Source organism: Streptomyces sp. NPDC001536 (assembly GCF_042894505.1).
In the GTDB taxonomy this organism is placed as follows: domain Bacteria; phylum Actinomycetota; class Actinomycetes; order Streptomycetales; family Streptomycetaceae; genus Streptomyces.
The window spans coordinates 114294-137093 of record NZ_JBIAVQ010000003.1; the positions used below are offsets into that span (position 1 = coordinate 114294).

The window sequence follows — 22800 nt, forward strand, 5'->3', positions numbered from 1 at the left end:
GCCTCCTTGTCTTGTGTGCCGACGCAGGTGCCTCGATCAGGCGGCCTGTGGTGTCAGACCGTGGGTGGCGCACAGGATGTCGAAGGAGTCGTCCACGGGAACGGCGTCCTCGATGTCGCGCAGCGCGAGCCGGACGCGGTCGGTCAGCTCGGCGTCGGACAGGCTGGGGGCGAGCAGCGTTCCGAGGTCCTCCCGGTCGCTCGGGCAGGTGGTGAGCCAGCCCTCCACGGAGTGCTTGATTCCGTACACGCCCTCCTGGCAGTAGCTGGTGCAGCCCTGGCACTTGGGAGCGCGCATCGTGGCGCTGTACGAGTCCTTGAGCCGGACGCTGAAGCCGTCGGCGTCAAACCAGTAGAAGCGGCAGCCGAAGCGGTCCTGGACCTCGGGGGCACCGTACCGGGTGGTCAGCAGGTCCAGGACGCCGTTGGTCGGGAGGAAGTCCTCCGTCCATTCGGAGTGCCGGCTGGGCGAGTAGTAGAAGTCGAGCAGACTCAGGTGCACCGGGGCCTTGGCGTCCTGGACCAGGCCACGCACGAAGTCGATGGTGCGATCCAGGTTGGCGTAGGTACGACGCATGAGTACCGCGTTCAGAGCCAGCGGCACCTCCTCGGCCACCGCCCACTGGATGGAGGTCCGGGCGTGGTCGAAGGCGAAGCGGCGTCCGGTGATCAGGGCGACCTGCCCGGTGTCCACCGAGTCGAGGGACACCTTGAGCAGATCGATGTTCTCCTTGACCGCATCGGTCATCTTGGGTAGCCGAGCACCGTTGGTGGTCAGCTCGACACGATCGAACATCGGGCGGACGGCGCGGATGATGTCCGGCAGATCGGGCCGCAGCGTCGGTTCGCCACCGGTGAAGGAGACCCCCCGCACACCGGCCCGCGCGATGGCAGCCAGGTTGCGGATGTATTCGGAGGTCGACAGCCGTTCCCCGGCGAACCGTTTGGGGACCCGGTTCTCCATGCCCTCCTCGACGGGGCAGTAGTGGCAGACGAGGTCGCACTTGGGCCACACGGACGCACGGACGTAAACCGGGTCGGCCTCAGGCTTCGACATACGGGGACAGCTCCTCGTTCGCTTGGCGGATGGCGACTTCCCACTCCGTCGAATGCAGCTTGGGCAGATGCGCGAAGTAGTAGTCGATGTTGGCCCAGTCCTCTGTGGTGCGGATGGGCTGTGGAAGGGTGCGTGAGATCAGCTTGAAGATCGGGGTGCCAGGCCATGGCTCCAGAAAATGGATCTTCGCCTGGTGCTCGGCGGACACGTCCTTGATGCCGAAGGCGCTGTCGATGGTCTGCTGGTAGTGCGGTTCGGTTGCGCCGGGCCAGCCCACGATGAAGGTGAACATGCCGGCGATGTCATGCCGGGCGAGCTTGGTGGCGATCTCCGGGATCCGCGTGACGTCGTACCGCTTGCCGGCCAGGTTGACCAGTTCCTGCACCGGGCTCTCCAGCCCCACCAGTACCCGGCGCAGTCCGCTGGCGGACAGACGCGCCAGGTCGTCGTCCGCGATGTCGAGCAGATCACTCGGGTGCAGGGTGGCGGCCCACGGCTTGCCGACACGCTCCTGCAGAAGTTGTCCGAAGCGCACTCCGCGGGGCAGGTCCTGGAGGAAGTTCGGGTCGTGCAGCTTCAGGCTGTCCGCGTCGGCTCGCTCGATGACCTCCGCCGCCACGTCGGCACACTGCTCCACGTCGTACGCCAACCAGGAGTGGCCCGAGGTGGCGGGTTCCGAGCAGTAGGTGCAACGACGCAAGCAGCCCTCGGAGGTGATCAGATTGACCGCACGGTGCCCGATGGCCTGATCGGCGTTGAGATAACGGGACCAGTCGGATACCAGGGTCAGATCCGGAGCGAAGTTTTCGGCGTGCGTCGGCCCGCGGCTGAGCGTCACCAGCATGGGCCCGGCAGCCCCCCGGCTGTCTGTCGTCCGCGGGACGGGCGCACCAGCGCGCAGCGATTCCACCAGCCGGCCGAAGGAACGAGCGCCGAAGCCGGTGATGACGTGGTCGATGTACGGTTCGCGCTCCAGGTCCTCGGCGAAGAGGGTCGCGTGCGGGCCGCCCCAGACCACCCGGGCCCCCGCCGCCCTGCCCACCTTGCTGGCGTGGATCGAGTCGCGGATCGCGTGTCCCGTCATCACCGACACGGCGAGCAGGACATCAGGACCGAGCGCTGCTTCCAGCGCCTTTTCCCAGCTCGCGTCGGTGCGGGCGTCGATCAGCTCCGCGTGGACGTCGGAGGGCACGTACTGGTGAAGGAGCAGCGCCCACCAGGGCGTCCAGACCTGTTCCGCTCCCGCACCGTTGCGGTAGTTGCGCTCCGCATTGAGACGCGGCTGAAAGTAGACGAGCCTCATGAACCAGCCTCCGCGAGTGCCTCGGGCGTGAGCGAGTCCCGGGCGGCGCGGACCGCGCCCGCGATGACAGCGGTCGGCGTACCAGGTCCGAAACTCACATGCCAGCCGCGCCAGAGCAGGCCGATGAGCCCGTCGCGCCACGTGAGTTCGACGCGTCCTCCGAGGTCCGGCCGGATCTCGGCCCGCAGGTCACGGTCCACGAAGACGCGTATGGAACGCGCGGAGGAGGCGGGACACTCGCTCTCCTGAAGTCCGTGGGAGACGAAGACCGCACTCAGTACATCCTTCTCTGGCATCTGTGATCACTCGTTTCCGTCCGTAGGTGCGGACCGTTGCCGAAACTCGGGGCCGGTCATGTGTCGTCGGGCAACCGGGCGACCTCCCGCACGATGTCCGCGTGGAGGTCACCCAGATCGGCCGCGGTCATGACGACGTCGATCCCTATCGACACGCCCCATGACGTCTCGATTGCCGCCGACAGCTCCAGGGCGGCCAGAGAGTCCCCGCCTATCTCGAAAAAGCCCGCCTCCGGCGCGATCTCGGTGGCACCGACGACGTCCCGGACCAGGGAGGTGAAGTCGTGGAGGCTGGGTGTGTGTCGCATGCTTCGTCTCGACCTTCCGGATCGGGCGTCGGTCATGACGGCTTCCGGCAGCCGCCGGAGGCGTGCCTGGCGGCCGGAGCTCCGCTCGCGGACACGACGAGCAGTGCCGCGAACTCTGCGGACTGTTGATTTCACGACCATATGCAGCGTGGCCTCGATCCCGGCTCCGCATGAACACCCGCTGTTCGAACGTGGGTTGCCGCGAAATCGGTGCTGCGGCGACCGGTGTTCGAACGTCTCGCCTCCTGCCGCGATCGCGTGGAACCGTTTGCCGTCCACGCCTGCCCCGGGCGTGGATCCGCGGGCGACGGACGGAGGCCGATGCCATGAATGCCGCGGAACACCATTGGCCGCTCACGGCTGTCCACACCGCTGTGCACAGGACGCCCCATGCGCCGGCTGTCGTGGAAGGTGGTGGTGCGCTCAGTTACGGCGACTTGTGGGACCGGATCCGCCACTGGGCCGACCGGATGGCGGCACTCGGCGCCGCCCCCAACTCGGTGATCGCCCTGGCGTCCACCGAACCGGCCGCGATCCCAGCGGCCTGGCTGGGCGCCAGGGCAGTGGGCCTGATACCGCTGCTGCTGGACCCCAGACTCCCGGCAGCCGAGATGAACGACCTCCTGACCACGGCCCGCCCGGCGGCCGTCGCGGACCTGGCTCGGGGACTGCTCGATCCGACGGCCGCGGGCACCGCGCGGGTCCTTCACCCGGACGCGGGCTACCTGGTCTTCTCCTCGGGAACCCAGGGCAAGCGCAAGGGGATCGTCGGCAGCGAGAAGGGGCTGCGGCACTTTGTGGAGTGGGAGATCGACGTTCTCGGTCTGCGCTCCCGGCCCCACCGGGTCCCCTTACTGACCTCGCCCTCCTTCGACGTCGTCCTTCGGGAGTTTCTCCCCGTGCTGTGCAGCGGCGGCGAGCTCCACGTGCCCGAGCCGAGCGTGGCGGCCGGCCGAGCGCGCATCGTGCCCTGGCTGGCTGAGGAAGGGATCGAGGTCGTCCATGCCGTGCCGGGCCTGGCATCGAGATGGGCGGCAGCCGCGAACGGCGGTTCCCTGCCACGGCTGCGCTGGACCCTCTTCGCGGGGGAGCCGTTGTACGACGCACACGTGCGCAACTGGCGTCGCGTGGCACCGGGAACTGAGATCCTCAACCTCTACGGTCCGTCGGAGACCACGCTCGCCAAATTCTGGTATCGCGTCGGCCCACGTCCCCGCCCCGGAGCGCAGCCCGTCGGCCGACCGCTGCCGGGGACCTCGATGCGAGCTCTGGCGCTTCGACCGGGCGCCCTTCCCACGGCCGCAGGGAAAGACCTGCCCCACCGGGGCGAGCCGTTCGAGATCGAGATCTCCACTCCGCACGGTTCGCTCGGGTACCTGGATGACGCAGCCCCTGAGACAAACCCCCTCCGGCGTACATCCGACGGGATCACCACCTTCGTCACCGGTGACCGCGGTCGGCTGGACGACGACGGGCTGCTCGTCGTGGAGGGGCGGCTGGACTCACTCGTCAAACGCCGCGGCAAGTTCGTGGACTGTGCACGCATCGAGCAGACGGCACGCTCCCTCGCCGGCGTCACGGCCGCCTGCTGTGTGCAGGTGCACGCCGACGGCTCGGGAGACCTCGCCCTGTACGTCGCAGGCTTGCCGGCCGCCGAGGACGGCCCAGCGTGGACGCGCGGGCTGCGCAGGACCCTGGCCCGAGAGCTCGGTCCCGATGTACCTGACCGGATCATCACGCAGCCCGAGCTCCCCCTGTTGCCCAACGGCAAGGTCGACCGGCGAGCGCTGCTGCACAGGGCCCAGTCCGGTGCCCTTCCGGTCTGAGCGACGCTTCACGATTCACTGGAGGAGACACATTGAAGATCCTCGTGACCGGCGGCGCCGGATTCATAGGCTCGCACCTGTGCGACGCGCTGGTGGCCCGCAACGACCAGGTCGTGTGCCTCGACAACCTTTCGACCGGCCGGATGTCCAACATCGCCCACCTTCTCGGACATCCCGGTTTTCGTTTCGTGGAGGCTGACCTGGCGGAGGACGTCGAGGTCACACCGGCCGTCGACGTCGTCTTCCACCTGGCCAGTCCGGCATCGCCACCCGACTACCAAGCCCGCCCGCTGGAAACGTTGTCCGTGGGCAGCCTCGGCACCAAGCACGCCCTGCGTGTGGCCCACCGGGACGGTGCCCGTTTCGTCCTGGCGTCCACCAGCGAGGTGTACGGCGATCCGGCTGTCCATCCTCAGCCGGAGGACTACTGGGGCCACGTCAATCCCGTCGGGCCGCGCAGTATGTACGACGAGGCCAAGCGATTCGCCGAGGCTCTGACCGCGGCCTACCGGCGCACTCTGGGCGTCAACACGGGAATCGTCCGGATCTTCAACACCTACGGACCCCGGATGAAGGCGAGCGACGGCCGGGTGGTGACCAACTTCATCACTCAGGCGCTCAATGGGGAAGCGCTGACGCTCTACGGCGAGGGCACACAGACCCGGAGCTTCTGCTACGTCGACGACTTGGTTCGCGGACTGCTCGCGATGGCCGACACGGCGGCGCCCGGGCCGCTGAATCTCGGCAATCCGGAGGAGCTGACGATCGAGACGTTCGCGCGTCTCGTCCTGGAGATCACGGGTTCCCGTTCCGTCGTCGACCACCGCCCGTTGCCGGTCGACGATCCCGCACGCCGATGCCCGGTCATCGACCGGGCCTGGGAGACCCTGGGTTGGCGTCCGTCCGTGCCCGCGGCCGAGGGGCTGCGCCGGACGGTGGAGTGGTTCCGTTCCGTCCCCGGCGAGGTCAGGGCCGCCTCTCGGGGTGACGAGAGGCTCGAACCCGCCGGAAACGCATCTTCGGCCTTGTGAGGGGAAACAGCGCGGGATCAGGCCGACTCGACCCGCTGACGGGGTCTGGCCATCGTCGCGAGGGCGTGACCCACGTCGTCCAGGAACGACCGCACGCCCTCGGGGGCGAAGACGCCGTGGTCGACGAGCGCGGCCAGCCGGCAGTTGCCTTCCGGGCCGGACTTCACGAACAGGTGCAGGGCGTCGGCACTGCCCGGCCCGGTGTGCTCGCCCTCCGCCTCGGTGAAGAGCTGGGGGGTCTCGTCCGGCGCGAAGTTCAGCATGATCTGGCGTTTGGCGTCCCCGACGTCCGAGGCGGAGGACAGTGCCCGGATGTACTCCCAGGGGGCCGTTGCCGGCGTGCCCAGAATCCGTGCGGTGAGCGGGCGGGCAACGGCCAGCGCCCGATGGGGATCCGCGATGCCCGTCGCCCGGGTGCGTATGGGGAAGGCGTCCGCGAACCAGCCCAGCGCGCCGGCCATGGAGGGCCGTCGGCCGGTGCCCGCCACGCGCACGGTGATGTCCTCGGAGCCGCTCAGCTGGGAGACGGCGGCGATCAGGTTGGCGAACACCAGCAGGAACGGCGTCGCACGCAGGACCTGTGCGGCTGCTCGGAGATCGTCGAACGTCAGTGGAAGGTCCCGCGTCATCGTCGTGACCAGCCCGGGCTGTCCTCCGGCGGCGTCCGTCGTGAAGGGAAGCGGGGTGGGGCGGTCCGCCGTGGTTCCGTCGAGATGTCGCAGCCAGAAGCCACGCGACGCTCCCGCACCGCCTCCGTCACGGGGAAACTCCCGGCGCTGCCAGGCCACCCACTCCTGGTAGGCGCCCGCGGCGGAGGACCGCTCACGCCGCCCGCGGCCGGTCAGCTCGTTCTGGAGGAGCAGCACGCTGTACCCGTCGCTGACCAGATGGTCGAAGACACAGGACGCATATCGCCTTCCGTCCGGCCCATGGAGCACGGCGACCTCCCACCAGGGTCCACCGTTCCGCGGCGGAGCCACGGCTGCCCTGGCGGCGTGCTCCAACTCCTCGGCGGTGCAGGAAAGGTGACGGAGAGGCAGCGGGAAAGACTGGCGGTAGGACGTGGCACCCCCGCCGTCCAGCGTGGCACCGACCAGATGCAGGGCGTCCTCCCGGTCGACGATGTGCGCGAGGCGGGTCGCGAACTCCCCGTCGCTCATCTCGTCCGGAATCGCAAAGACCCGTCTCACCGGCGAGTACCGGCCGTAGGCGGACTCCCGGTGGAGCCCTGCCTCCTGCTGCCAGGACAGGAGGCCCTTCGAGGCTCGTGTGTGTCGGAGCATGGCTGTTCCTTCCGCTGTGAGAGGCAGGATCCGGCTGCCCACGACCGGGCTTCAAAGCAGGATCAGTTCATCCAGCCAGGCAGGACCGACACCCTCGGCGCGCTTCCAGAAGACGCTCTCGAACACGGCGTTGAGCGCCTGCATCGTGTACGGCGACCAGCGCGCCCGTGCTTCGGCGATCAGCTCCGGTGACTGAGCGTCCGGCCGGTCCAGCAGGAGCCGGCCGAGGATCTTGCACTCCCACGGGGCGACGTACACCAGGTCGTCGAGCTGCTTGAACCAGGCGTAACTCAGGTAGCCGACCGTGGCGGGCCCGACACCGTACAGACCCAACAGGCCCTGACGCAGGGCCTCCGGGTCGGTCATCGCCAGTAGTTCCGCCTCCAGCCCGGGAGACTCGGCGAACTGACGTGAGAGACGGTCGATCGTGCGAGCCCGGTAACCCACTTTCAGGGAGCGCAGTTCCTCCTCCGACGACTCCGCGATGGTCTGCGGTGACCACAGCGCCGGAAGAACGGTTCCGTCGGGGAACCGCACCCAGGGCGAGAACCGCTCGGTCATCGCCTTCATCATCTGGACGGTTCGGCGGACGTTGGTGTTCTGCAGGAACACGCAGATCATCAGGAAGCCGTAGAGCGAGTGCGGCATCGCCGGGCGGCCGCCGGCGAGTTCGGTGGGCAGCGCCCGCAGACGACTGTCATGGCTCCAGATGTCCTCGTACCCGGAGAGGTCGACCAGCAGCCCCAGCCGTCTGGCAGCTTCCGTGGTGACCGTGTCGGCGCGGTCCTGGGGAACGTCCTCCGGTGCGTAGAGAGTCAGCTCGACCGTTTCCGGGCCGACGTCCCGCGCTCTCAGCCCGTACAGGTCGTCGCCCACATGGAGGGTGACCAGGTAGGTGCCGGGTTCGGGGAAGGACTCCAGGGGCGTCGGGAAGTGGGACGGCTTGCTGACTGTCGTCTTGAAGGAGAAGGGGCGATCCACGGTGATGACCTGGGTCGATACCTCGGTCAGGTCGATGTGAACGGGGGTCCTGACTGTCATGCGTACGCCTTGATCGTGTAGCGGTGTCGAGTCGTGTGCAGTAACGAGAAGTACGGCGGCACGGTCATCGCACGCGCTGCAAGTAACCGCGGGGGTTGGTGGTGACTCCGTAGCGCTCCAGTTCCCTGTGGACCTCGAAGCGTGACCCCGCCTCGGTGGCCAGCCAGTCGTCCAGGGCGGGCAGGACGCCCCAGGGGATGTCCTTCGGAGGACGGGTGATCGGAACGTTGCCGTGTCCGTCCTCCACCACCAGGAACCCTCCCACCGGCACGAAATCGGCGAACCCCCGCAGCGCCGCCGCCGTCGTCTCGTAGGTGTGCTGCGAATCCTCGACCAGGAGGACCTGGGCGTCTGCCGGAATGTGCTCGGCCACGCGCGCGGGCAACTCCGGATCCCGGACATCGCCCTCGATGACCACGATGCCCTCCAGTTCCGGATCGACCTCGGCCAGCGCCTTCAACGCGCGCGACACATCGATGTCGATCGTGATCACCAGGGGGTCGCTGATACGGCCGTACCCTGCCAGCGTCTTCAGCCGGTCCCGGAACCACAGGGTGCTGCCGCCGCTGGAGCAGCCGATCTCCACGACCACATTCGGACGGGCGTGCCACAGCAAGTGCTCGTACACCCGCAGGTCCTCGGGGTATTTGTTGATGATCACCCCCATGTACCAGTCCCTGAGGTGCTGTTCGCACCTGTCGTGCCAGTACGAGGCCAGCGAAGCCTCGTAGTCGGCGACGACCCGGGCAGGCAGCCGGTCCTCCCACGTCTGGACGTCCGTCACCGCGAATTCTCCTTCTGGTCCTGAGGGCTTGATGCGTTCAGCCGGATGATCTGTCCGGAGCGATAGCGCTCCGACTGGTCGAGAGCGACAGCGGTGATGGCTTCACCGGCCTGTTCGGGGGTGATCAGGCGGCGTCCGTCGGCACCGACCGACTCGTCCTGGCGGCCGATCCTGCTGGGCGCGACGACGTTGATCCGCACGCCGTACCGTGCCTCCTCTTTGGCCAAGGTGAGCACTACGGCTTCCAGAGCCGCCTTGCTCGCACTGTACGAGCCGTTTCCCGCGGGCAGAGCCGTGGTGGTCTCGGAGCCGACGACCACCACCGCTGCCCGGCCCCGGCGAATGCGCGAGCCCAGGTCCCGGTACGCCTGAACGAAGCCGAGGACGTTGTCCTCGAACAGCGCGCGCCACTCGTCGTCGGCCGTGTCGGTGACGCGAAGGCGACTGGAACTGGCACCCACGCAATGGATCACGGCGGCCGGCGGGGCTTCCATGGCGTTCAACGCCCCGAGCACCCCGTCGAGTCGTCCGTCTCGCGCGCCGTCTCCCGCCCTTGAGGCGGCCGAGTCGTACCGGACCCAGGTGGTCCGTGCCATGGGCAGTGGATGAGCACGCCGGTGGGTGGCCACGACCGGATGGCTGGACGTCGCGATCACGGCCCTGACCACTGCTCCGCCCACCACTCCCGAGCCCCCGAGGACAAGCACGGGAGCGGGTCGCCCGGTCGCGTTGCCGGTCACCGGGCTGTCACCGCCGGCTCGGACCGCGCGTAGCGGGTGAAGCGATCCCGGTTGACTCCTGCTGGGTAGCGGTTCTGCCACGGCTTGAGCGGAGTCGCGTAATGCATGATGTAGGCGCCTTCCTCAAGGGCCGGCACCTGCTCCAGGGAGAGGTACGGCTCACCGAGGAAGTCGAACGGCAGCACCTGCATGATCTCGGTCAGCGGCAGAACGTTCCACCGGCGGTCGAGTTCGGTCCAGTCTCCTGCGATGACACCGTTGAGGGCGTCCTGGTCCGCGAAGCGCAAGCGGTTCGAGGCCGCCCTGCCGAAGTCCAGGACCCGCTCGGTGAGCCGCAGTTCCCGCCAGCGGGGCAGATTCATCACCATGACACCGGAGTTGAAGTACTTGGTGCGAGGGTTCACGGTGCTCAAGTCGAACGGCGGCTCCGCCAGATGCGCGGTGCCGAGTTCAGGGATGCCGTAGTCCTGCACCGCCGCCAGGGGAGACTGCCCCAGTTGCAGTTCGAGCAGCGGGGTCAGGTCGCGCAGGACGATCAGGTCCGCGTCGAGGTAGAGCGCCCGGTCCAGTTCGGGGCACAGTTCCGGGATCAGCACCCGGATCCATGCCGCCGACGACAGGTGCAACTGCACATCGTACTGAGTCAGGTCCTGGTCGACTTCGCGGATGCTGAGCGGCAGCCCCAAACGGTCGGCCTCGTCCAGCAGTTGGCGCGTGTCCTCCTTGAAAAGACCGTGGCCGAGCACCCATACGTGAGGGGCTTCCGCGCCCCTGTGGTCGGCGAGGGAACGCAGCGTCACAATGGCCGGGCCGACATACCCGCGGTCTATGGCCAGCACCACGGCTGCCGTTCCGGAATGGTCCGCCGTCATGGTCGGGTGGCTCCTCAGGCGTGGATGGCGACGACAACCACAGGTCGGCGTCACCGTTGCGTCGGATTCGCCCCCACGCTAGGGAGAGCCCTACCGGAGACCAAGCGTTCGCAGGTCAGGAAGGGTGAACGCGAAGTGCCGGGCGCGCAGCCCGGAAGGGTCGCCGTCCAGGGCGTCCCGGACAACGATTCGACGTGTGTGAAGCCTCGTCAGGACCGGTCGCCGCGGTCCGCCGTCCTCAGGTACTCCGCGAACTCGTGCCATTCGGCGCTGACAGCCTCGGCGATGAGCATCAACTCCGGCACCCAGTGCGGCGGCACCTGCTCGACAAACCCACGCCACTCGTCGCCGCGGACGACCCGCGCGGCCAGCCAGCGCAGGAAGGCACGCCCCTGCTCGGAGTAGCGGAGCGAAGGATCGCTGCTGAGCTTGGCGACGATGGCCGACGCCATGGCCTCTCTGCCCGCTCCTTCGTCGGGACGCTGGGCGACCCGACGCCCCAGGAGCACAGGATCCTCGCCGCGGCGCATGCGGGCCCGGACATCGTGCGCCGTGCCCAGCGAGATACCGGCGGCGCGCGCGACCTCCCTCAGTGAGGCGTCGGGCCGGGCGGTCATGTAGTCGACTGCTCGACGTCTGCCCTCGCTTCCCGCTGTGGCCGGATAGTGCTTGCCATCGCGGCCCACGCGCTTGTTCAGGTGCGTCAGTTCCTCATCTGAACAGTCCCGAAGCTCCTTGACCGTCTTGGCACTGACGCCTGCGAGCGAGGCCACGGCCCGATCCGACCAATCGGGATGCCAGGCCAGTACATTGCGGACAGCGATGACTCGGTCGGCCTGAGCGAGCGGCAGCCCGTGCAGAGTGTTCAGCCTGACCGCGAGGATGTACGCATCCTGATCGGAGCAGTCGACGTACCGCACGGGGATCTCGTCCCTGCCGTGTCGGCGAGTGGCCGCGCACCGATGTGCTCCGTCGACCACACGCATGCTTGAACGCTGTACCACGACAGGCGGTAGTCGCGCGGGATCGATCTCCGCGAGCATCTGCACGTGAGCCGGGTCGATACCTGTCCGACGCGGAGAATACGCCGGCCCCAAGGCGCTCAGCGGCACGCTCTCCGTTACCGCCCCCGGGGAGATCGCCGGTAAGTCGAAGCCCTCGTCCGACAAGGCCACAGTCGTCCCTCATACCGGCCAGTCGAGCTGATCCTCCGGAATGCCCAGGGAAGATCCATGTTCCTGAGCCCGTGCTCGCCCGTCAGCGTCCCCCCGTTCATAGCGGAAGACCTTGTCGGGAAAAACCACCAACGTTTCTTTCGAAGACCTCAGGTCCATGTACCATCCGCGCTCCACCAGAACCTCGGAGAGCGCGTGAGCGACCACGATAGCTTGCTCTTCGACGACGGTGAAAGTCAGGGCGGTCCATATTTCGGGCTGCCCTGCGCCGGTGGCACCGGGACGGAATCTGCGGATGTCTCGCAACGTCAATGAAAGATCACGCACGTCTGTGCCGACGCGAAGGCTTTCGATGATGAGAGTGCCTTCAAAATCACTCATGGTGCCCTTTCGATCAGGTCAACAACAAGGTGCCGATGCGACGCCGGACGATGGCCGCACCCACCAGTCCTAGTGCCAGGAGATAACCCGCATGCCACCACAGGCTGATATCCGGCGCGCCGAGGTTCAGCCCGCGGAGCAGGGCGACACCCTGATAGAACGGAAGGCACTCCACCAGAACCTGGAGAAACCGCGGATACACGTCGATCGGGTAGAACGTGCCCGAGAACAAAAACATCGGCAGCACCACAAGCGGCACGAACTCGAAGTGCAGGATGCTCTTCATGTACGTCGTCGCGGCCATGCTCGCCGCCCCGATCGCGAAGCACATCAGCATCACCACGGGCAGACCGAGCAGGGCCCACGGGGAAGGGGTCAGTCCCATGGCCAGGCAGACCCCCATGAACGCTGCCGCGTAGAGCACACCGCGGATGACGGACCAGCCGATCTCGCCGACGGTGATGTCACTGGGGCGCATACGGGTGGCGAGGGCCGAACTGTAGAGGCCCGTGTACTTCAGCCGGAAGAACACGTTGAAGGTCGAGTCGGCGATGGTTCCGTTCATGGCCGCCGTAGCCAGCAGCGCCGGCGCGATGTACGCGGCGTAGCGCACCGGCTCACCGTCCGGACCTGCCACCTGACCCACCAGCGTGCCGACGCCCGTGCCGATGGAGAAGAGGTAGAGGACCGGCTCCAACGCGCCCGAAGCCAACAGCAACCAACTGTGGCGGTAGGCACGCACATGCCGCTCGATGAGTCGAAGCCCGCCCTGGACACCGGCCGACACGGGAGGCTTTCGGAGAACTGCGACCGGCCTAGACATAAAGGCGCCTCTCGTAGCCGCGGCGCGCGAGCGCGACACCGATCAGGCCGAACACCGTCAGATAGGCGACGTTTGCGACTGCCGTCACCGGACGCGGGTCTCCCAGGGAGAGCATTCGGCACAGGGAGACCCCGTGCCACAGAGGGGTCGCGTACGCCACGGCCCTCAGCCATTCGGGCATCGTGCTCAAGGGAGAGAAAGTCGCGGAGAACAACATGAGCGGCGTCATCGCGAAACGGAAGATGTAGTTCAACGCGTTCATGTCCCGCACAGCAAGGGTCCACGCCTCGATGGGCGCGGCGAAGGCCAGGCCCGTGAGAACAGCAGCCGGCAGAGCCAGCAGAGCCAAGGGGGACTTCACTGCCCCGAGGGCAGACATGACCGTGAGGAAGAGGACCGCGTTCACCGTGAGCCGCATGGCCACGAACACCAGATGGCCGTGCAGGAGGTCCCGGGGACGCAGTGGTGTGGCCACTGCGGCGCGATAGGCGCTGTCCTCGCGGATCACGCGGTACACGGGAAAACTGCACTCGCCCGTCGTGGTGACCATGGCGTGCAGAGCAAGCACGGCGGGAGCGACGAAGTCGAGGTAGCGCGTGCCGTCGATGGGTGAGTTACCCGTGCGGTCGACAAGAGTCCCCAACCCCAGACCCAGGGCTCCGAGGTACAACAGTGGGTTGACCACGCTGACGTACAAGGACGCCTGCCAGGTCTGCCGGTAGACCGACAGCCAGTACCGCAGGGCGCGAATCGTCGGCCTGCGCAGCAGACCGACTCCCGGCCGGGAGTCCACCGGGACCGAGGGCGGAGTGGTGCCGGTGTCCGAGGTGCTGAGGTACGACGTGACGGTGAGCGGATTGTCCATCAGTCCTCCAGCCGACGGCCGGTCAGTCGCAGGAAGACGTCTTCCAGCGTGCTGCGTCGGACAAGCGACGTCACCGGGTCCAGACCGAGTGCTCGCACCTCGGCGAGCGTGGCGTCTCCGTTCGGCACGTGCAGGAGGATGCGGTCGACGAGCACCTCCCTGCGCTCGGTGGCCACGTCCTCAAGCTTCTCCACTGCCGCGTCGCGCCGCTCGGTGTCAAAGCGCAGCTCCAGCACTTCCCGAGTCGCGTATCGCTCGATCAGCTCACGGGGGGATCCCTCGGCAATGATCCGAGCCCGGTCCATCACGGCGATGCGGTCACAGAGTTGCTCGGCCTCATCCATGTAGTGGGTTGTCAGGATGAGCGTGATGCCCTGCTGTTTCAGCCGGAACAGCCGATCCCACACCACCTGCCGGGCCTGCGGGTCGAGACCCGTGGTCGGCTCGTCGAGAAGCAGCAGGTCGGGCTCATTGATGAGTGAGCGCGCGATGACCAGCCGGCGCTTCATACCGCCGGACAGGGATTCGACCGTGTCGTTCCCACGATCCGTCAACTGTACGAAGTCCAGCAGGCGGTCGACGCGTTCACGAATCACCTGCATGGGCAAACCGAAGTAGCGACCATAGACCAGCAGGTTCTCCCCAACCGTCAACTCGGAGTCGAGCAGGTCGCCCTGTGGGACGACACCGAGTCGCGCACGAATGTCGGCGCCGCTGTTGAGCGGGTCAGCACCGAAGATTCGTAACTCTCCTCCGCTCGGTGGTGACACACAACCGAGCATCCGCATGGTGGAGGATTTTCCCGCACCGTTTGGTCCGAGGAATCCAAAAGCTTCACCGCGACGCACGTCGAAATCAACACCATCGACCGCTGTAAAGCTGCCGTATTTCTTCACAAGGCCGCGTGCATGTACATGAATTTCGTCGTTCAAGTGGACACGCTCACTTCTTGGTGGGGGGAAATGGATGCGCGCGTATACGCAGCGCCGTTTCAACCTGAAACGTCACCGACGTTGAAGAGAAACGAAAAGAAGGAGAGAGGCGCGGCAAACCTATGCTTGCTCTATGCGCAAGAAGACCGGGAGCGACCTCAGGCCCGCTCACCGGAGAGATTCCGGCACGTCAACAGATGCTGCTAGACGCCTTCATGAGGTCGATCTGCAGACGGGCGACGAGACGTAGAAACTGCACGACAAGTGATCTTTCCATTGCGCTGCAGAAGGTGTCAACCCTTGCTACCGCTGGTTTGTCAAATCAGACAGTAGAGATCAAGAGGTATGCCGGTGCCGACGGTGTTGATCAGTCCCTGGAGTGCCGAGGGTAGGGCTTCGTCGACCACGCCCGCCAGTAGCCTTGCAGCGTGACCAGGGCGTCAGTCAGCCACGGACGGCGGAGCGCCTGGGGCCAGCAGCAGGTCTGGGTATCCGGGCTCTCGATTCTCCCCATCCCTGACTGTCCTGACAGAGCGCCAGGCCCGGATAGCTGGTCGCCTGAAGCGGGTGGGGGGCGGGGCGAAGCTGTTCGAGCCTGAACACGCACTGCTGGCCGGCTTGGAGAGCGAAGGTCTGGCGCTGTGGCTGTCGAACCTCGCCCTGCTCACCGGGGCGCCGTTCGCCGCCGAACTCTCACCCCGCGCTCGGAGCACAGGGAAGGCGCCCGTCCCGTAACACTCCTCGGATGACGGGTCCGGGTCGGCGTCCGCGTCGTGCAGGTGGGCGGCGACCGCGGTGGGCTGTGCGCACCACGAGGGACTGCCCCCAGACCACGTCGACGATCCGGCGCACGCCTCCACGCGCCGCGACGGCGAAGGTGGCGAGCGTGAACGCCCTCGTACCAAGCGTTTGGGGTGCTCGGCATACCGGCCGCACCGCCGGGCACCGACCGTACGGCGAAGATCTGGTAAACACCCATCCGGCACTCCTCGAAGGCCGGCACTCCGCCGACCAGTTGGAGCCACCAGACCCGCGCCATCTCCTCAGCGCCCAGCCGTGCGACCGCTCCCAGCGCTCCTCCAGGGTGCGACCGTACGGCCGTAGTGTCGCGCGGCGACTCCGTGTGCCGGACTTCCAGACCGGCCTTCTCCAGAACCGACGGCGACAACCCTTCCTGCTCAGGGTTGTGCAACATCGACAACCTGGTCGTAGCCAACATTTCCCGCCAGGACGCCCACCGCCGACGTCCGCTGCTGCACTACGGATGCACCTATGCGCTCCCCTCCCGCACGCCGCTGCAGACCAGAACCGATCAGACAGCAGCGCCGTCTCGAAGTCACCAGGTCAGAAAGGCACTCGCACGCTCGTCTCCGGGAACCGCCCCCACCAAGAACCTCCGACCTACGCATTGCGACTGCGCAGGTCAACAGGCGCATTTTCACCCGGACGAGGCAACATGAATACCAGAAAACCCCAGGTCAGAGGCCTGACCCGGGGTTCCGGATGGAGCCGCCTTCGGGATTCGAACCCGAGACCTACGCATTACGAGGTCTTTAGAGGCACTTAGCCTACCTGCGATGATCGCGCCACAGGCCGGTTGACCTGCGAAAACGCGTCCCAGCGTTACCCGCAATGTCCCGGCCCTTCCCGTTGCCACCTGTACGGAATGTGTACGGCAACGCGGCGGCCCTGGGGGTGTCCTACCACCACCCAGGGCCTACGGCCGGACCCGAGCCAACCAGCAAGGAAGTCCAGCCATGCACAACGTACAGCCCGATTCTGCCCGCAGAGAGCCGCTCAGCCAGGCAGACGAGGCCTTGCAGCGCTCCCGCGCCCTCGACGCCTACCGCGAGGTCTACCAGGAGCATCTGAAGGAGCGCACTCACGCGATCCGTCTCCTCGACTCCCCCGGCGCCACCCTCACCGTGACCTGCCCCAAGTGGTGCCAGGCCGACCACCAGGAGGACGTCACGCACGGGACGTTCCTCGAGGACTTCGCGCACCGCGGCACCGAGGAGGCACTGCACGTCGACCTCGGCGACGGCACCCACGAGGACGTGTTGCTCTGCGAGATCACGCAGTACCCGTTCGGGAGGGACCTGCGGCGGCCGACCGCCATCCTGTGGCCCTCCCTCGGTATGACCGAAGGTCACCTGGACCGGGACGGAGTGTTCCGGCTCGCCGACCAGCTGCGCGCCTACGCCGACGCCCTGGACGACCTCGCCGTCGACCTGGAGAACGCCCGGCGCACGGGCCGGAAGGCGGACCGGTGAACAGTCGCGAACTGAAGGTCGTCAACGGCTGCCCGAAGTGGTGCGTTGAGGACCACGGCGACGAGCCGCCCGAGGACTGGGGGCACGCCTCCGAGGACTGGCAGGTGTCCCTGCCCGACGGGACGCTGATGATGGAGGCCTGCCTCGTCCTGGAACCCGGCGCGAAGTTCCCCCAGCTGGCCGTGAGCGGCCCTGGGTTCGGCGTCCTGGCCGACGACGTAGAACTGCTCGGCGCCGACGAGGCACGCGCCCTGGAGGCGAACCTGCACCGCTTCACCGCGCGTATCCAGCAGGCGCAGCGCATCCTGCAAGGCAACCGGCCGCCCCGGAAGAAGCCGTGCAGGCCGGGGCAGAACAAGCGGTCGGGGTGGCACGAGACGCGCCTGTACCTCGCCGAGCGGGACGGCCGGCGGTGCTTCTACTGCCGCACGCAGTTCGACGCACTGAGGGGCGTCACCATCGACCACTACATCCCGAAGAGCATGTGGGCGTGCAACCTGCCCGCCAATCTGGTGTTGGCCTGCGACGGCTGCAACCAGGCCAAGGCGGACCGGCTGACGTGGTCCATGGCGGCCCTCCTGCTCCACTGGGCAGAGATGCAGGAAGCCGCGGGCGGGAACGGCGCTGCTCGGTCAGTAGCCTGACCGTATCCGAGTGCTGACCTGCGTGGAGACCGGCCCGGGATACACCTCAGTACGCGTGTATCCCGGGCGTATCCGAGTGGCAGGTACACCCCGGATACGCCGTATCCCGATGTATCCGGCTACCCCTGCCTCGCTGCCCGAAGGGTCCGGATCAGGGCTCGCCCGGTCGCGCACTCCCGCGAGTCCTCTACGCACTGCTCGCAGCTTTGTGTGTGCTCAAGCAGCGCTCGGTAAGCCAGCGCGGCCGGGCCGCGCTCGTAGCTGCCTGTGCCATCCGTCCGTGTCTCTGTACGCTCGTCCACGTCGACTCCAACCAGTCGGCCAGCCCCCGGGCCCGTCACGGCCGCGGGGGCTTTCTGCTGCCCCGACCGTACCCCTCTGCGTCCCACCGCGTCCCCCTGCGTTCCAACGCGGTGAGACGCGTTCCCAAGATGCCGACCGCACAGGGCCGCGCGAACGTGACGGCATGAGCGATCTCCCGCAATACGAGTACGTGAAGCTGGCCGACCGCATCGCGGCCGAGATCGCCTCCGGCACGCTGCCTGCTGGCGCCGCACTGCCCGGCGAGCGTGCCATGACCGAGATCTACAGCGTGAGCATCGGCACCGTGCGCCGGGCCGTCCGGGAACTGCGTGAGCGCGGCCTCGTCGCCACCCTTCCGGCCAAAGGGACTTTCGTGATCGCGCCGGGCACGCCAAGCTGACGACGAGCAGGCGCCCATGGAGAGGTGGCCCCAGGGTCAGCGGGCGCCTGCTCGCTTCACGCCTGAGTACGTGCATGAGCCAGCTAACCACTCCCCTCCCCCACCGACACCCCCTCCCCTCTCGCAGCGACCTGGGGTTTTGCACGCATGGGAAAGGGGTCCCAATCCCCGCCGAGACCGGAACCCCCCTCTCCTGCGATCAGAGGGCGGGGACGATGAGGCCCGTCCCTCCGATCACGCTGATGGCCTTCGGCTGGCGCCCTGCCGCGAACGACGAATAGCCGTAGGCCAGCAGACGCACCTGAAGCGTGCCGGACTGAACGTCATCGAACCGCAGCTGCACGGGCGCCGCCGACTCGTCCTCCATGAGGATCAGGTCCCGGAAGTCCGCGGCAATGATGCGGGTCTCGTTCGTGCCCGCCCCGAGGTTGTTCGGGATGTTGTTGTCCAGGACGACCGGGACACCGAACAGCGAGCCGACCGCGGTCACCGTGTAGTCGGCGGGCCGCGTGGACGCCACGGCGATCGGGTTGACGGCGACCGTGCCCGGTTCGACGAGCGGCCGGCCCGCGGTGTCCTTCTCAGCCAGGATCCATGCCCACAGGTTCGACCGCATGGCGAACGCCGTGGGGCCGGTGAACCGCTGGCCCATGACCTGCCCGGCCGCGTCGGCCAGCTTGGGCCACAGCTCCGGAATCGTCGGTGTCGCGTCGGTGTAGGTGATGCTGTTGATGGAGGCCACATTCAGCACACCCGTGTGCTGGCCCGAGGCGCCCGACCCGTTGATGAGCTGGGTGTCCAGCTTGGCGTTGTAGTCCGCGGCCAGGTCGCCGAAGATGAGCGACTGCACCATGACGCCGCGCTCGATGGCCTGCCGGGACACGTCGGTGTACCCGGCGATCGTGCGGACCGGGGCGGCCAGCAGTGTGTCGTCCAGGTCGGTGTTCCCGATCGCGCCGCCCTCGGCGGTCTGGACGGACGTGGTGGTCGACGTGGTCACGCGCGGGATGTCGACCTCCATCCCCCTTTCCGGCAGCGGGATGCCCGAGCAGAGGTTGGCCAGCGGGCGGCCCGCGCGCGCGAACTCGGCGAACAGGTCGGTCAGGTACTGCGGGGGCACGAACCCAGAGACCGCGCCGGTACCGACCATGCGCTGAGCGAACCCCGGGTCGTGGTGCTCGACCTCGGCACCGTGGCGCTCAAGGCGGGCGCCGGCGCCCGGGTCGCGCTTCACCTGGTAGTCGTACAGGTCCCGGAGGAAGTCGGGCCCGGTGACCCCGCGGCCGTCCCTGCTGGCCTCCGGGCCCTGATAGGTGCGCTGCTCGGCGCCGACGCGGTGGACCTGGTCGTAGCCCGGTGCCCGAGTGGAGCCGGGAGCGGTCTGCCGATACTGCTGCTGGAGGTGGTCCTCCTCGCGCTGCGCGGACACCAGCCCGTCCAGCGACGTCTGCGCGGTCGTGAGGCGCAGCTGCGCAGCGTCCCGCGCGCTCGCGGCTGCGCGCACCTGCTCCACGGTCAGGTTGGGGTCGTCGCGGAGAGAAGCCAGCTCGTCATTGTGGCGCTGGACTTCGGACTGTGCGGAGTCCCGCTGCTGGGTGGCGTGGGTGATGAGTTCCTGAAGCGTAGGCACGATGCCTCCTCGGGCACGGCTGGACTGATGGACGGGGTGCTGTCCAGATCAGTCGGCCGTCCGAGGCCTTGGCGCCGGAGCGGAACGCGAGCGAGCTGTAGCGGGTAAGGCTGAACCGGTGCGGACCCCCGAGGCCGTGGCGCCGGGGGTCCGCGGGGCGTCTGAACCCACCCCCATGGTAGGTCAAAAGGCTGGAAAGCGGGAGGTGTTGACCGCTCCCGCCATGATCGCGGATGGCATTGGGCCCGGGGGGAGAAAAATAAAAGCTGGGCGCGGGGTTGCGATGATGATCTTTCCTAAAAACCCCTGACCTGCGACGACGATTCGCTGAGCGGTCGCGCATCTCGATGCGTCAAGTGGGCGTCTTAGGCGGCCCCTTGGCCATGAGAGTGGGGGTCTCCATTTCTGGCCGACTCTGCCTTGGGGTGCAGGTCTCCATTTCTGGCCAACTTGCCGAGGGCGTCATGGTTCACGCGGTCGGCCAGTCGGTAGCTCCATCGCACGCCTTGACCCCACGGCTCCTCCGCGACATCGAGCAGGCCGAGCAGGTGCAGCTCTTGCAGCACGCGGTCGGCGGTCTTGCGCGGGAGTCCGGTGCGCTTGGCCACCTGCCCGGTGAGTCCCTGGCCGTTGCGCAGCAGGTCGGCCAGGATGCGCATGCGCAGGGGAGGCATGCTGTCGCCGGCGCACCGTGCAGCGAGGGCTCGTGCTGACTCACGGTCCTTGCCGATGGCGATGCCGCCGCGCACGATCTGGGCCAGCTGCTTGGCGAAGCGGGTGGGCATCTCGGGTGCGTGCGCCTGGACGACGTTGCCCTGGTAGTCCCGCTCAACTGCCGTGCGGGCAAGGGTGACGAGGTCGGCCAGGTCCAAGATGGCTTCCATCTCGGGCATGTCGAGGTCGGTCCCTGCGGCAGGGTCAACTCCCTTGAGCAGCTGGCCGACGGCGTCCGCCATGCTGTCGCGCATGTCGACCTCGCGGTCTACGTTCATCAGGGCCTGTAGGCCGGCCGCGCGGCGGTTCTGCGCGGTGTGTGAGTCCATGCGGACGAGGACGAACCGGTCGCCCATGGTGGAGATGACGCTGTGGGCGGAGTCCCATGCGGTGGTGACGGCGCCGATGACGACGAGGCGGCCCTTCCACGTGAGCGTCTTGCCGCCGTCCTGGCCGATCTCGCGGTCCCAGCGTCCGTCGTAGATCTCGCGCAGCGCGGCGAGGACGGCCGCGCGGGCGTCGCGGTTCATGGACAGGATGCTCGTCACGTCCTTGATGACGAGGATGCCGCGCTCGCCGATCTTGCGGAGGAGGCCTCCGTGGGCGTCCTTGGCCTTCTCCTTCTCGGCGGTCCCGGAGATGAGCGCGGCCTCGCCGGTGATGGTGGAGACGATGTGGGCGCCGATGCCTGCGAGCGGCATGACGGACTCGGTCTTGGCTGCGCCCGATCCGGAGACGACGAGGAGCCAGCACGGGTCGCCGCCCAGCTGCTCGACGGCGGCCGTGGCGAGGATGGCGTCCAGGGCGTCGAGGTCGTAGTCCTTGCCGAGCCACTTCCGGAACGTGTCGTGTACGTCCTGGAGAGGTTGGCCAGAAATGGAGACCCCGGTGTCTAGGGGCTGCGGCTCGGTCATGCGGTGGCTCCCGTGCGGTTGTACGCGGATCGGATCGTGGCGGACGCTTCCCGCTCGCTGAGCCCTGCCTCAATGGCTGCTTCGAGAAGGGCGTGCCGTGCGTCTTCGCGGCCTTCCTGGGCGTCCTCCGCTGCCCGGCATGCGGCCCAGAACAGGCGGTTGTTCCGGGTGCCTCGGGGGCTGGCGAGGACGAACGCGACGAGGCCGCGGACGCGGTCGTACCCCTCGGGGCGGGTGGTGTCCCACCACTTCGTGCGGCGAACGGCGAACGCCGGGCGCGTCACCAATGCGTCGAGCAGCCAGTGCGGCGCCATGACGGGAGGCCGCTCGGGGTCGTCCAGCTCGTACAGGACACCAGAGGCGTGCAGGGCGCCGGGACCGATGACGTAGGCGTTCCCGGCCCGGACGTCCCCGTCGAACTGGCCCTGTAGCGTGCCGAGTCCGTTGCCCAGCTGGAGAGCGGCCGGAGCCCACACGTAGTCGTGGTGGCCCTTGGCGGTCCAGACGCGCATGGTGGCCGGCCACTCCTGACCGTGGGCGGCTGCTACGTCCTCGATGGCTCCGGGGCGGTCGCTGTCGACGACCAGGAGGCGTGTGCCGTTGGGTCCCGAGCAGGCGCCTACGGCTACGGCGGGGTTCCGCAGTCCGCGAGCGAACGTCTCGTGCACCTTGGCCTCGTCGAGTGTCCAGGCCCTGGTGAAGGCGACGGCGGGGTGCTTGCCGCGGGAGCCGTCGCACGTCTTGTGCAGGCCTGCGCAGCGGTTCAACTCGGGGTGGTCGCACGGGAAGACGGGAAAGCCGTGGCGGACAAGCCACAGTGCCCCGTTGAGGGGCGCTACGCTGGGCTCGGTTCCACGGGCCAGTGGATCGTTCGGCGCCCCCGCTTCGGCGGGGGCGTTCGTGTTTCTCGTCATGCGGCCGTGCCTCCCGGCTGGACGGTTGACGCGGTGATCCACTCGTCGATGGCGCTGCGCCGGTACTTCACTCGGCCCTGCTGTCCGGGGTGCGTCTTCACGTACTTCGGGCCAATGCCCTGCCAGCGGTAGTTCGCCAGCGTCTTCGCGGCGATGCCGTACTGGGCCTGCACCTGCTTAGGGGTCAGAAGGGGGTCCACACTCACCACTCCTCGTCGAAACGACTAGCGATGCGTCGTAACGACGAATCGCATTGCCCGGATCTTCCCTCAGCGTCTTGCGACTCGTCAAG

23 protein-coding genes are annotated in these 22800 nt (G+C 67.7%); 5 read left to right on the forward strand and 18 right to left on the reverse strand.

The window, feature by feature from the left end:
* Positions 1 to 36 precede the first annotated feature (36 nt).
* The 4 genes from ACFY0U_RS09460 to ACFY0U_RS09475 are packed head-to-tail and all read right to left on the reverse strand — an operon-like array spanning position 37 to position 2963.
* Complete coding sequence (locus tag ACFY0U_RS09460) at positions 37 to 1056, reverse strand: radical SAM protein (RefSeq protein ID WP_388632676.1); 1020 nt, start codon at positions 1054 to 1056, stop codon at positions 37 to 39.
* Positions 1043 to 2359 carry a B12-binding domain-containing radical SAM protein gene (locus ACFY0U_RS09465; protein WP_388632679.1) on the reverse strand — a complete coding sequence of 439 codons (1317 nt, stop codon included), beginning with the start codon at positions 2357 to 2359 and terminating at the stop codon, positions 1043 to 1045. The genes ACFY0U_RS09460 and ACFY0U_RS09465 overlap by 14 nt, the downstream gene beginning before the upstream one ends.
* The gene (locus ACFY0U_RS09470; protein WP_388632681.1) at positions 2356 to 2655 is read right to left on the reverse strand and encodes a hypothetical protein; all 300 of its coding nucleotides are present in this window, start codon (positions 2653 to 2655) and stop codon (positions 2356 to 2358) included. Before ACFY0U_RS09470 ends, ACFY0U_RS09465 begins: the two co-directional genes overlap by 4 nt.
* Before the next feature lie 56 nt (positions 2656 to 2711).
* The gene (locus ACFY0U_RS09475; protein ID WP_388632684.1) at positions 2712 to 2963 is read right to left on the reverse strand and encodes an acyl carrier protein; all 252 of its coding nucleotides are present in this window, start codon (positions 2961 to 2963) and stop codon (positions 2712 to 2714) included.
* 326 nt (positions 2964 to 3289) lie between these two features.
* Here ACFY0U_RS09475 and ACFY0U_RS09480 point away from each other — a divergent pair, with 326 nt between their 5' ends.
* Positions 3290 to 4789: an AMP-binding protein gene (locus ACFY0U_RS09480; protein ID WP_388632686.1), complete on the forward strand. Its 1500-nt coding sequence runs from the start codon at positions 3290 to 3292 to the stop codon at positions 4787 to 4789.
* Positions 4790 to 4821: 32 nt separating this feature from the next.
* Positions 4822 to 5820, forward strand: coding sequence for a UDP-glucuronic acid decarboxylase family protein (locus tag ACFY0U_RS09485; RefSeq protein WP_388632688.1), 999 nt, complete (start codon positions 4822 to 4824; stop codon positions 5818 to 5820).
* Between the two features lie 17 nt (positions 5821 to 5837).
* On the opposite strand, the gene ACFY0U_RS09490 is transcribed toward ACFY0U_RS09485, so the two are convergent.
* From ACFY0U_RS09490 to ACFY0U_RS09535, 10 genes are all read right to left on the reverse strand, one after another.
* Positions 5838 to 7103, reverse strand: coding sequence for a hypothetical protein (locus tag ACFY0U_RS09490; RefSeq protein WP_388632691.1), 1266 nt, complete (start codon positions 7101 to 7103; stop codon positions 5838 to 5840).
* A gap of 51 nt (positions 7104 to 7154) precedes the next feature.
* The gene (locus tag ACFY0U_RS09495; RefSeq protein ID WP_388632694.1) at positions 7155 to 8144 is read right to left on the reverse strand and encodes a hypothetical protein; all 990 of its coding nucleotides are present in this window, start codon (positions 8142 to 8144) and stop codon (positions 7155 to 7157) included.
* Positions 8145 to 8208: 64 nt separating this feature from the next.
* A complete protein-coding gene (locus tag ACFY0U_RS09500; RefSeq protein WP_388632697.1) occupies positions 8209 to 8928 on the reverse strand; it encodes a CmcI family methyltransferase in 720 nt (239 codons plus the stop codon).
* Positions 8925 to 9749 carry an SDR family oxidoreductase gene (locus ACFY0U_RS09505; RefSeq protein ID WP_388632700.1) on the reverse strand — a complete coding sequence of 275 codons (825 nt, stop codon included), beginning with the start codon at positions 9747 to 9749 and terminating at the stop codon, positions 8925 to 8927. Before ACFY0U_RS09505 ends, ACFY0U_RS09500 begins: the two co-directional genes overlap by 4 nt.
* Complete coding sequence (locus ACFY0U_RS09510) at positions 9665 to 10540, reverse strand: glycosyltransferase family 8 protein (RefSeq protein ID WP_388632702.1); 876 nt, start codon at positions 10538 to 10540, stop codon at positions 9665 to 9667. Before ACFY0U_RS09510 ends, ACFY0U_RS09505 begins: the two co-directional genes overlap by 85 nt.
* Before the next feature lie 209 nt (positions 10541 to 10749).
* Positions 10750 to 11715 carry a ParB N-terminal domain-containing protein gene (locus ACFY0U_RS09515; protein ID WP_388632704.1) on the reverse strand — a complete coding sequence of 322 codons (966 nt, stop codon included), beginning with the start codon at positions 11713 to 11715 and terminating at the stop codon, positions 10750 to 10752.
* Positions 11716 to 11724: 9 nt separating this feature from the next.
* On the reverse strand, positions 11725 to 12096 hold the full coding sequence (locus ACFY0U_RS09520; RefSeq protein ID WP_388632707.1) for a hypothetical protein: 372 nt from the start codon (positions 12094 to 12096) through the stop codon (positions 11725 to 11727).
* A gap of 13 nt (positions 12097 to 12109) precedes the next feature.
* Positions 12110 to 12919: an ABC transporter permease gene (locus tag ACFY0U_RS09525; protein WP_388632709.1), complete on the reverse strand. Its 810-nt coding sequence runs from the start codon at positions 12917 to 12919 to the stop codon at positions 12110 to 12112.
* Positions 12912 to 13784, reverse strand: coding sequence for an ABC transporter permease (locus ACFY0U_RS09530; protein ID WP_388632712.1), 873 nt, complete (start codon positions 13782 to 13784; stop codon positions 12912 to 12914). Before ACFY0U_RS09530 ends, ACFY0U_RS09525 begins: the two co-directional genes overlap by 8 nt.
* A complete protein-coding gene (locus ACFY0U_RS09535) occupies positions 13784 to 14716 on the reverse strand; it encodes an ABC transporter ATP-binding protein (RefSeq protein ID WP_388632715.1) in 933 nt (310 codons plus the stop codon). The genes ACFY0U_RS09530 and ACFY0U_RS09535 overlap by 1 nt, the downstream gene beginning before the upstream one ends.
* A gap of 1757 nt (positions 14717 to 16473) precedes the next feature.
* Here ACFY0U_RS09535 and ACFY0U_RS09540 point away from each other — a divergent pair.
* From ACFY0U_RS09540 to ACFY0U_RS09550, 3 genes are all read left to right on the forward strand, one after another.
* A complete protein-coding gene (locus ACFY0U_RS09540; RefSeq protein ID WP_388632718.1) occupies positions 16474 to 16989 on the forward strand; it encodes a DUF6907 domain-containing protein in 516 nt (171 codons plus the stop codon).
* Positions 16986 to 17633, forward strand: coding sequence for an HNH endonuclease (locus tag ACFY0U_RS09545; protein ID WP_388632721.1), 648 nt, complete (start codon positions 16986 to 16988; stop codon positions 17631 to 17633). Before ACFY0U_RS09540 ends, ACFY0U_RS09545 begins: the two co-directional genes overlap by 4 nt.
* A gap of 466 nt (positions 17634 to 18099) precedes the next feature.
* Positions 18100 to 18336 carry a GntR family transcriptional regulator gene (locus ACFY0U_RS09550; protein WP_388632724.1) on the forward strand — a complete coding sequence of 79 codons (237 nt, stop codon included), beginning with the start codon at positions 18100 to 18102 and terminating at the stop codon, positions 18334 to 18336.
* A gap of 199 nt (positions 18337 to 18535) precedes the next feature.
* Here ACFY0U_RS09550 and ACFY0U_RS09555 read toward each other — a convergent pair whose 3' ends face one another.
* The 4 genes from ACFY0U_RS09555 to ACFY0U_RS09570 all read right to left on the reverse strand — a co-directional run bounded on the left by ACFY0U_RS09555 (position 18536) and on the right by ACFY0U_RS09570 (position 22708).
* On the reverse strand, positions 18536 to 19966 hold the full coding sequence (locus ACFY0U_RS09555) for a phage major capsid protein (RefSeq protein ID WP_388632727.1): 1431 nt from the start codon (positions 19964 to 19966) through the stop codon (positions 18536 to 18538).
* A gap of 365 nt (positions 19967 to 20331) precedes the next feature.
* A complete protein-coding gene (locus ACFY0U_RS09560; RefSeq protein WP_388632730.1) occupies positions 20332 to 21594 on the reverse strand; it encodes a hypothetical protein in 1263 nt (420 codons plus the stop codon).
* Positions 21591 to 22508, reverse strand: coding sequence for a bifunctional DNA primase/polymerase (locus ACFY0U_RS09565; protein WP_388632733.1), 918 nt, complete (start codon positions 22506 to 22508; stop codon positions 21591 to 21593). Before ACFY0U_RS09565 ends, ACFY0U_RS09560 begins: the two co-directional genes overlap by 4 nt.
* Complete coding sequence (locus ACFY0U_RS09570) at positions 22505 to 22708, reverse strand: helix-turn-helix transcriptional regulator (protein WP_388632735.1); 204 nt, start codon at positions 22706 to 22708, stop codon at positions 22505 to 22507. Before ACFY0U_RS09570 ends, ACFY0U_RS09565 begins: the two co-directional genes overlap by 4 nt.
* Positions 22709 to 22800: the final 92 nt, after the last annotated feature.

What these genes read in the sequence shown, in the direction of transcription:
- ACFY0U_RS09510 (WP_388632702.1), bottom strand. Translation starts at nt 10,540, where the DNA reads ATGACGGCGGACCATTCCGGAACGGCAGCCGTGGTGCTGGCCATAGAC.
- ACFY0U_RS09540 (WP_388632718.1), top strand. Translation starts at nt 16,474, where the DNA reads ATGCACAACGTACAGCCCGATTCTGCCCGCAGAGAGCCGCTCAGCCAG.
- ACFY0U_RS09460 (WP_388632676.1), bottom strand. Translation starts at nt 1,056, where the DNA reads ATGTCGAAGCCTGAGGCCGACCCGGTTTACGTCCGTGCGTCCGTGTGG.
- ACFY0U_RS09480 (WP_388632686.1), top strand. Translation starts at nt 3,290, where the DNA reads ATGAATGCCGCGGAACACCATTGGCCGCTCACGGCTGTCCACACCGCT.
- ACFY0U_RS09560 (WP_388632730.1), bottom strand. Translation starts at nt 21,594, where the DNA reads ATGACCGAGCCGCAGCCCCTAGACACCGGGGTCTCCATTTCTGGCCAA.
- ACFY0U_RS09530 (WP_388632712.1), bottom strand. Translation starts at nt 13,784, where the DNA reads ATGGACAATCCGCTCACCGTCACGTCGTACCTCAGCACCTCGGACACC.
- ACFY0U_RS09550 (WP_388632724.1), top strand. Translation starts at nt 18,100, where the DNA reads ATGAGCGATCTCCCGCAATACGAGTACGTGAAGCTGGCCGACCGCATC.
- ACFY0U_RS09495 (WP_388632694.1), bottom strand. Translation starts at nt 8,144, where the DNA reads ATGACAGTCAGGACCCCCGTTCACATCGACCTGACCGAGGTATCGACC.
- ACFY0U_RS09470 (WP_388632681.1), bottom strand. Translation starts at nt 2,655, where the DNA reads ATGCCAGAGAAGGATGTACTGAGTGCGGTCTTCGTCTCCCACGGACTT.
- ACFY0U_RS09565 (WP_388632733.1), bottom strand. Translation starts at nt 22,508, where the DNA reads ATGACGAGAAACACGAACGCCCCCGCCGAAGCGGGGGCGCCGAACGAT.
- ACFY0U_RS09465 (WP_388632679.1), bottom strand. Translation starts at nt 2,359, where the DNA reads ATGAGGCTCGTCTACTTTCAGCCGCGTCTCAATGCGGAGCGCAACTAC.
- ACFY0U_RS09520 (WP_388632707.1), bottom strand. Translation starts at nt 12,096, where the DNA reads ATGAGTGATTTTGAAGGCACTCTCATCATCGAAAGCCTTCGCGTCGGC.
- ACFY0U_RS09490 (WP_388632691.1), bottom strand. Translation starts at nt 7,103, where the DNA reads ATGCTCCGACACACACGAGCCTCGAAGGGCCTCCTGTCCTGGCAGCAG.
- ACFY0U_RS09525 (WP_388632709.1), bottom strand. Translation starts at nt 12,919, where the DNA reads ATGTCTAGGCCGGTCGCAGTTCTCCGAAAGCCTCCCGTGTCGGCCGGT.
- ACFY0U_RS09475 (WP_388632684.1), bottom strand. Translation starts at nt 2,963, where the DNA reads ATGCGACACACACCCAGCCTCCACGACTTCACCTCCCTGGTCCGGGAC.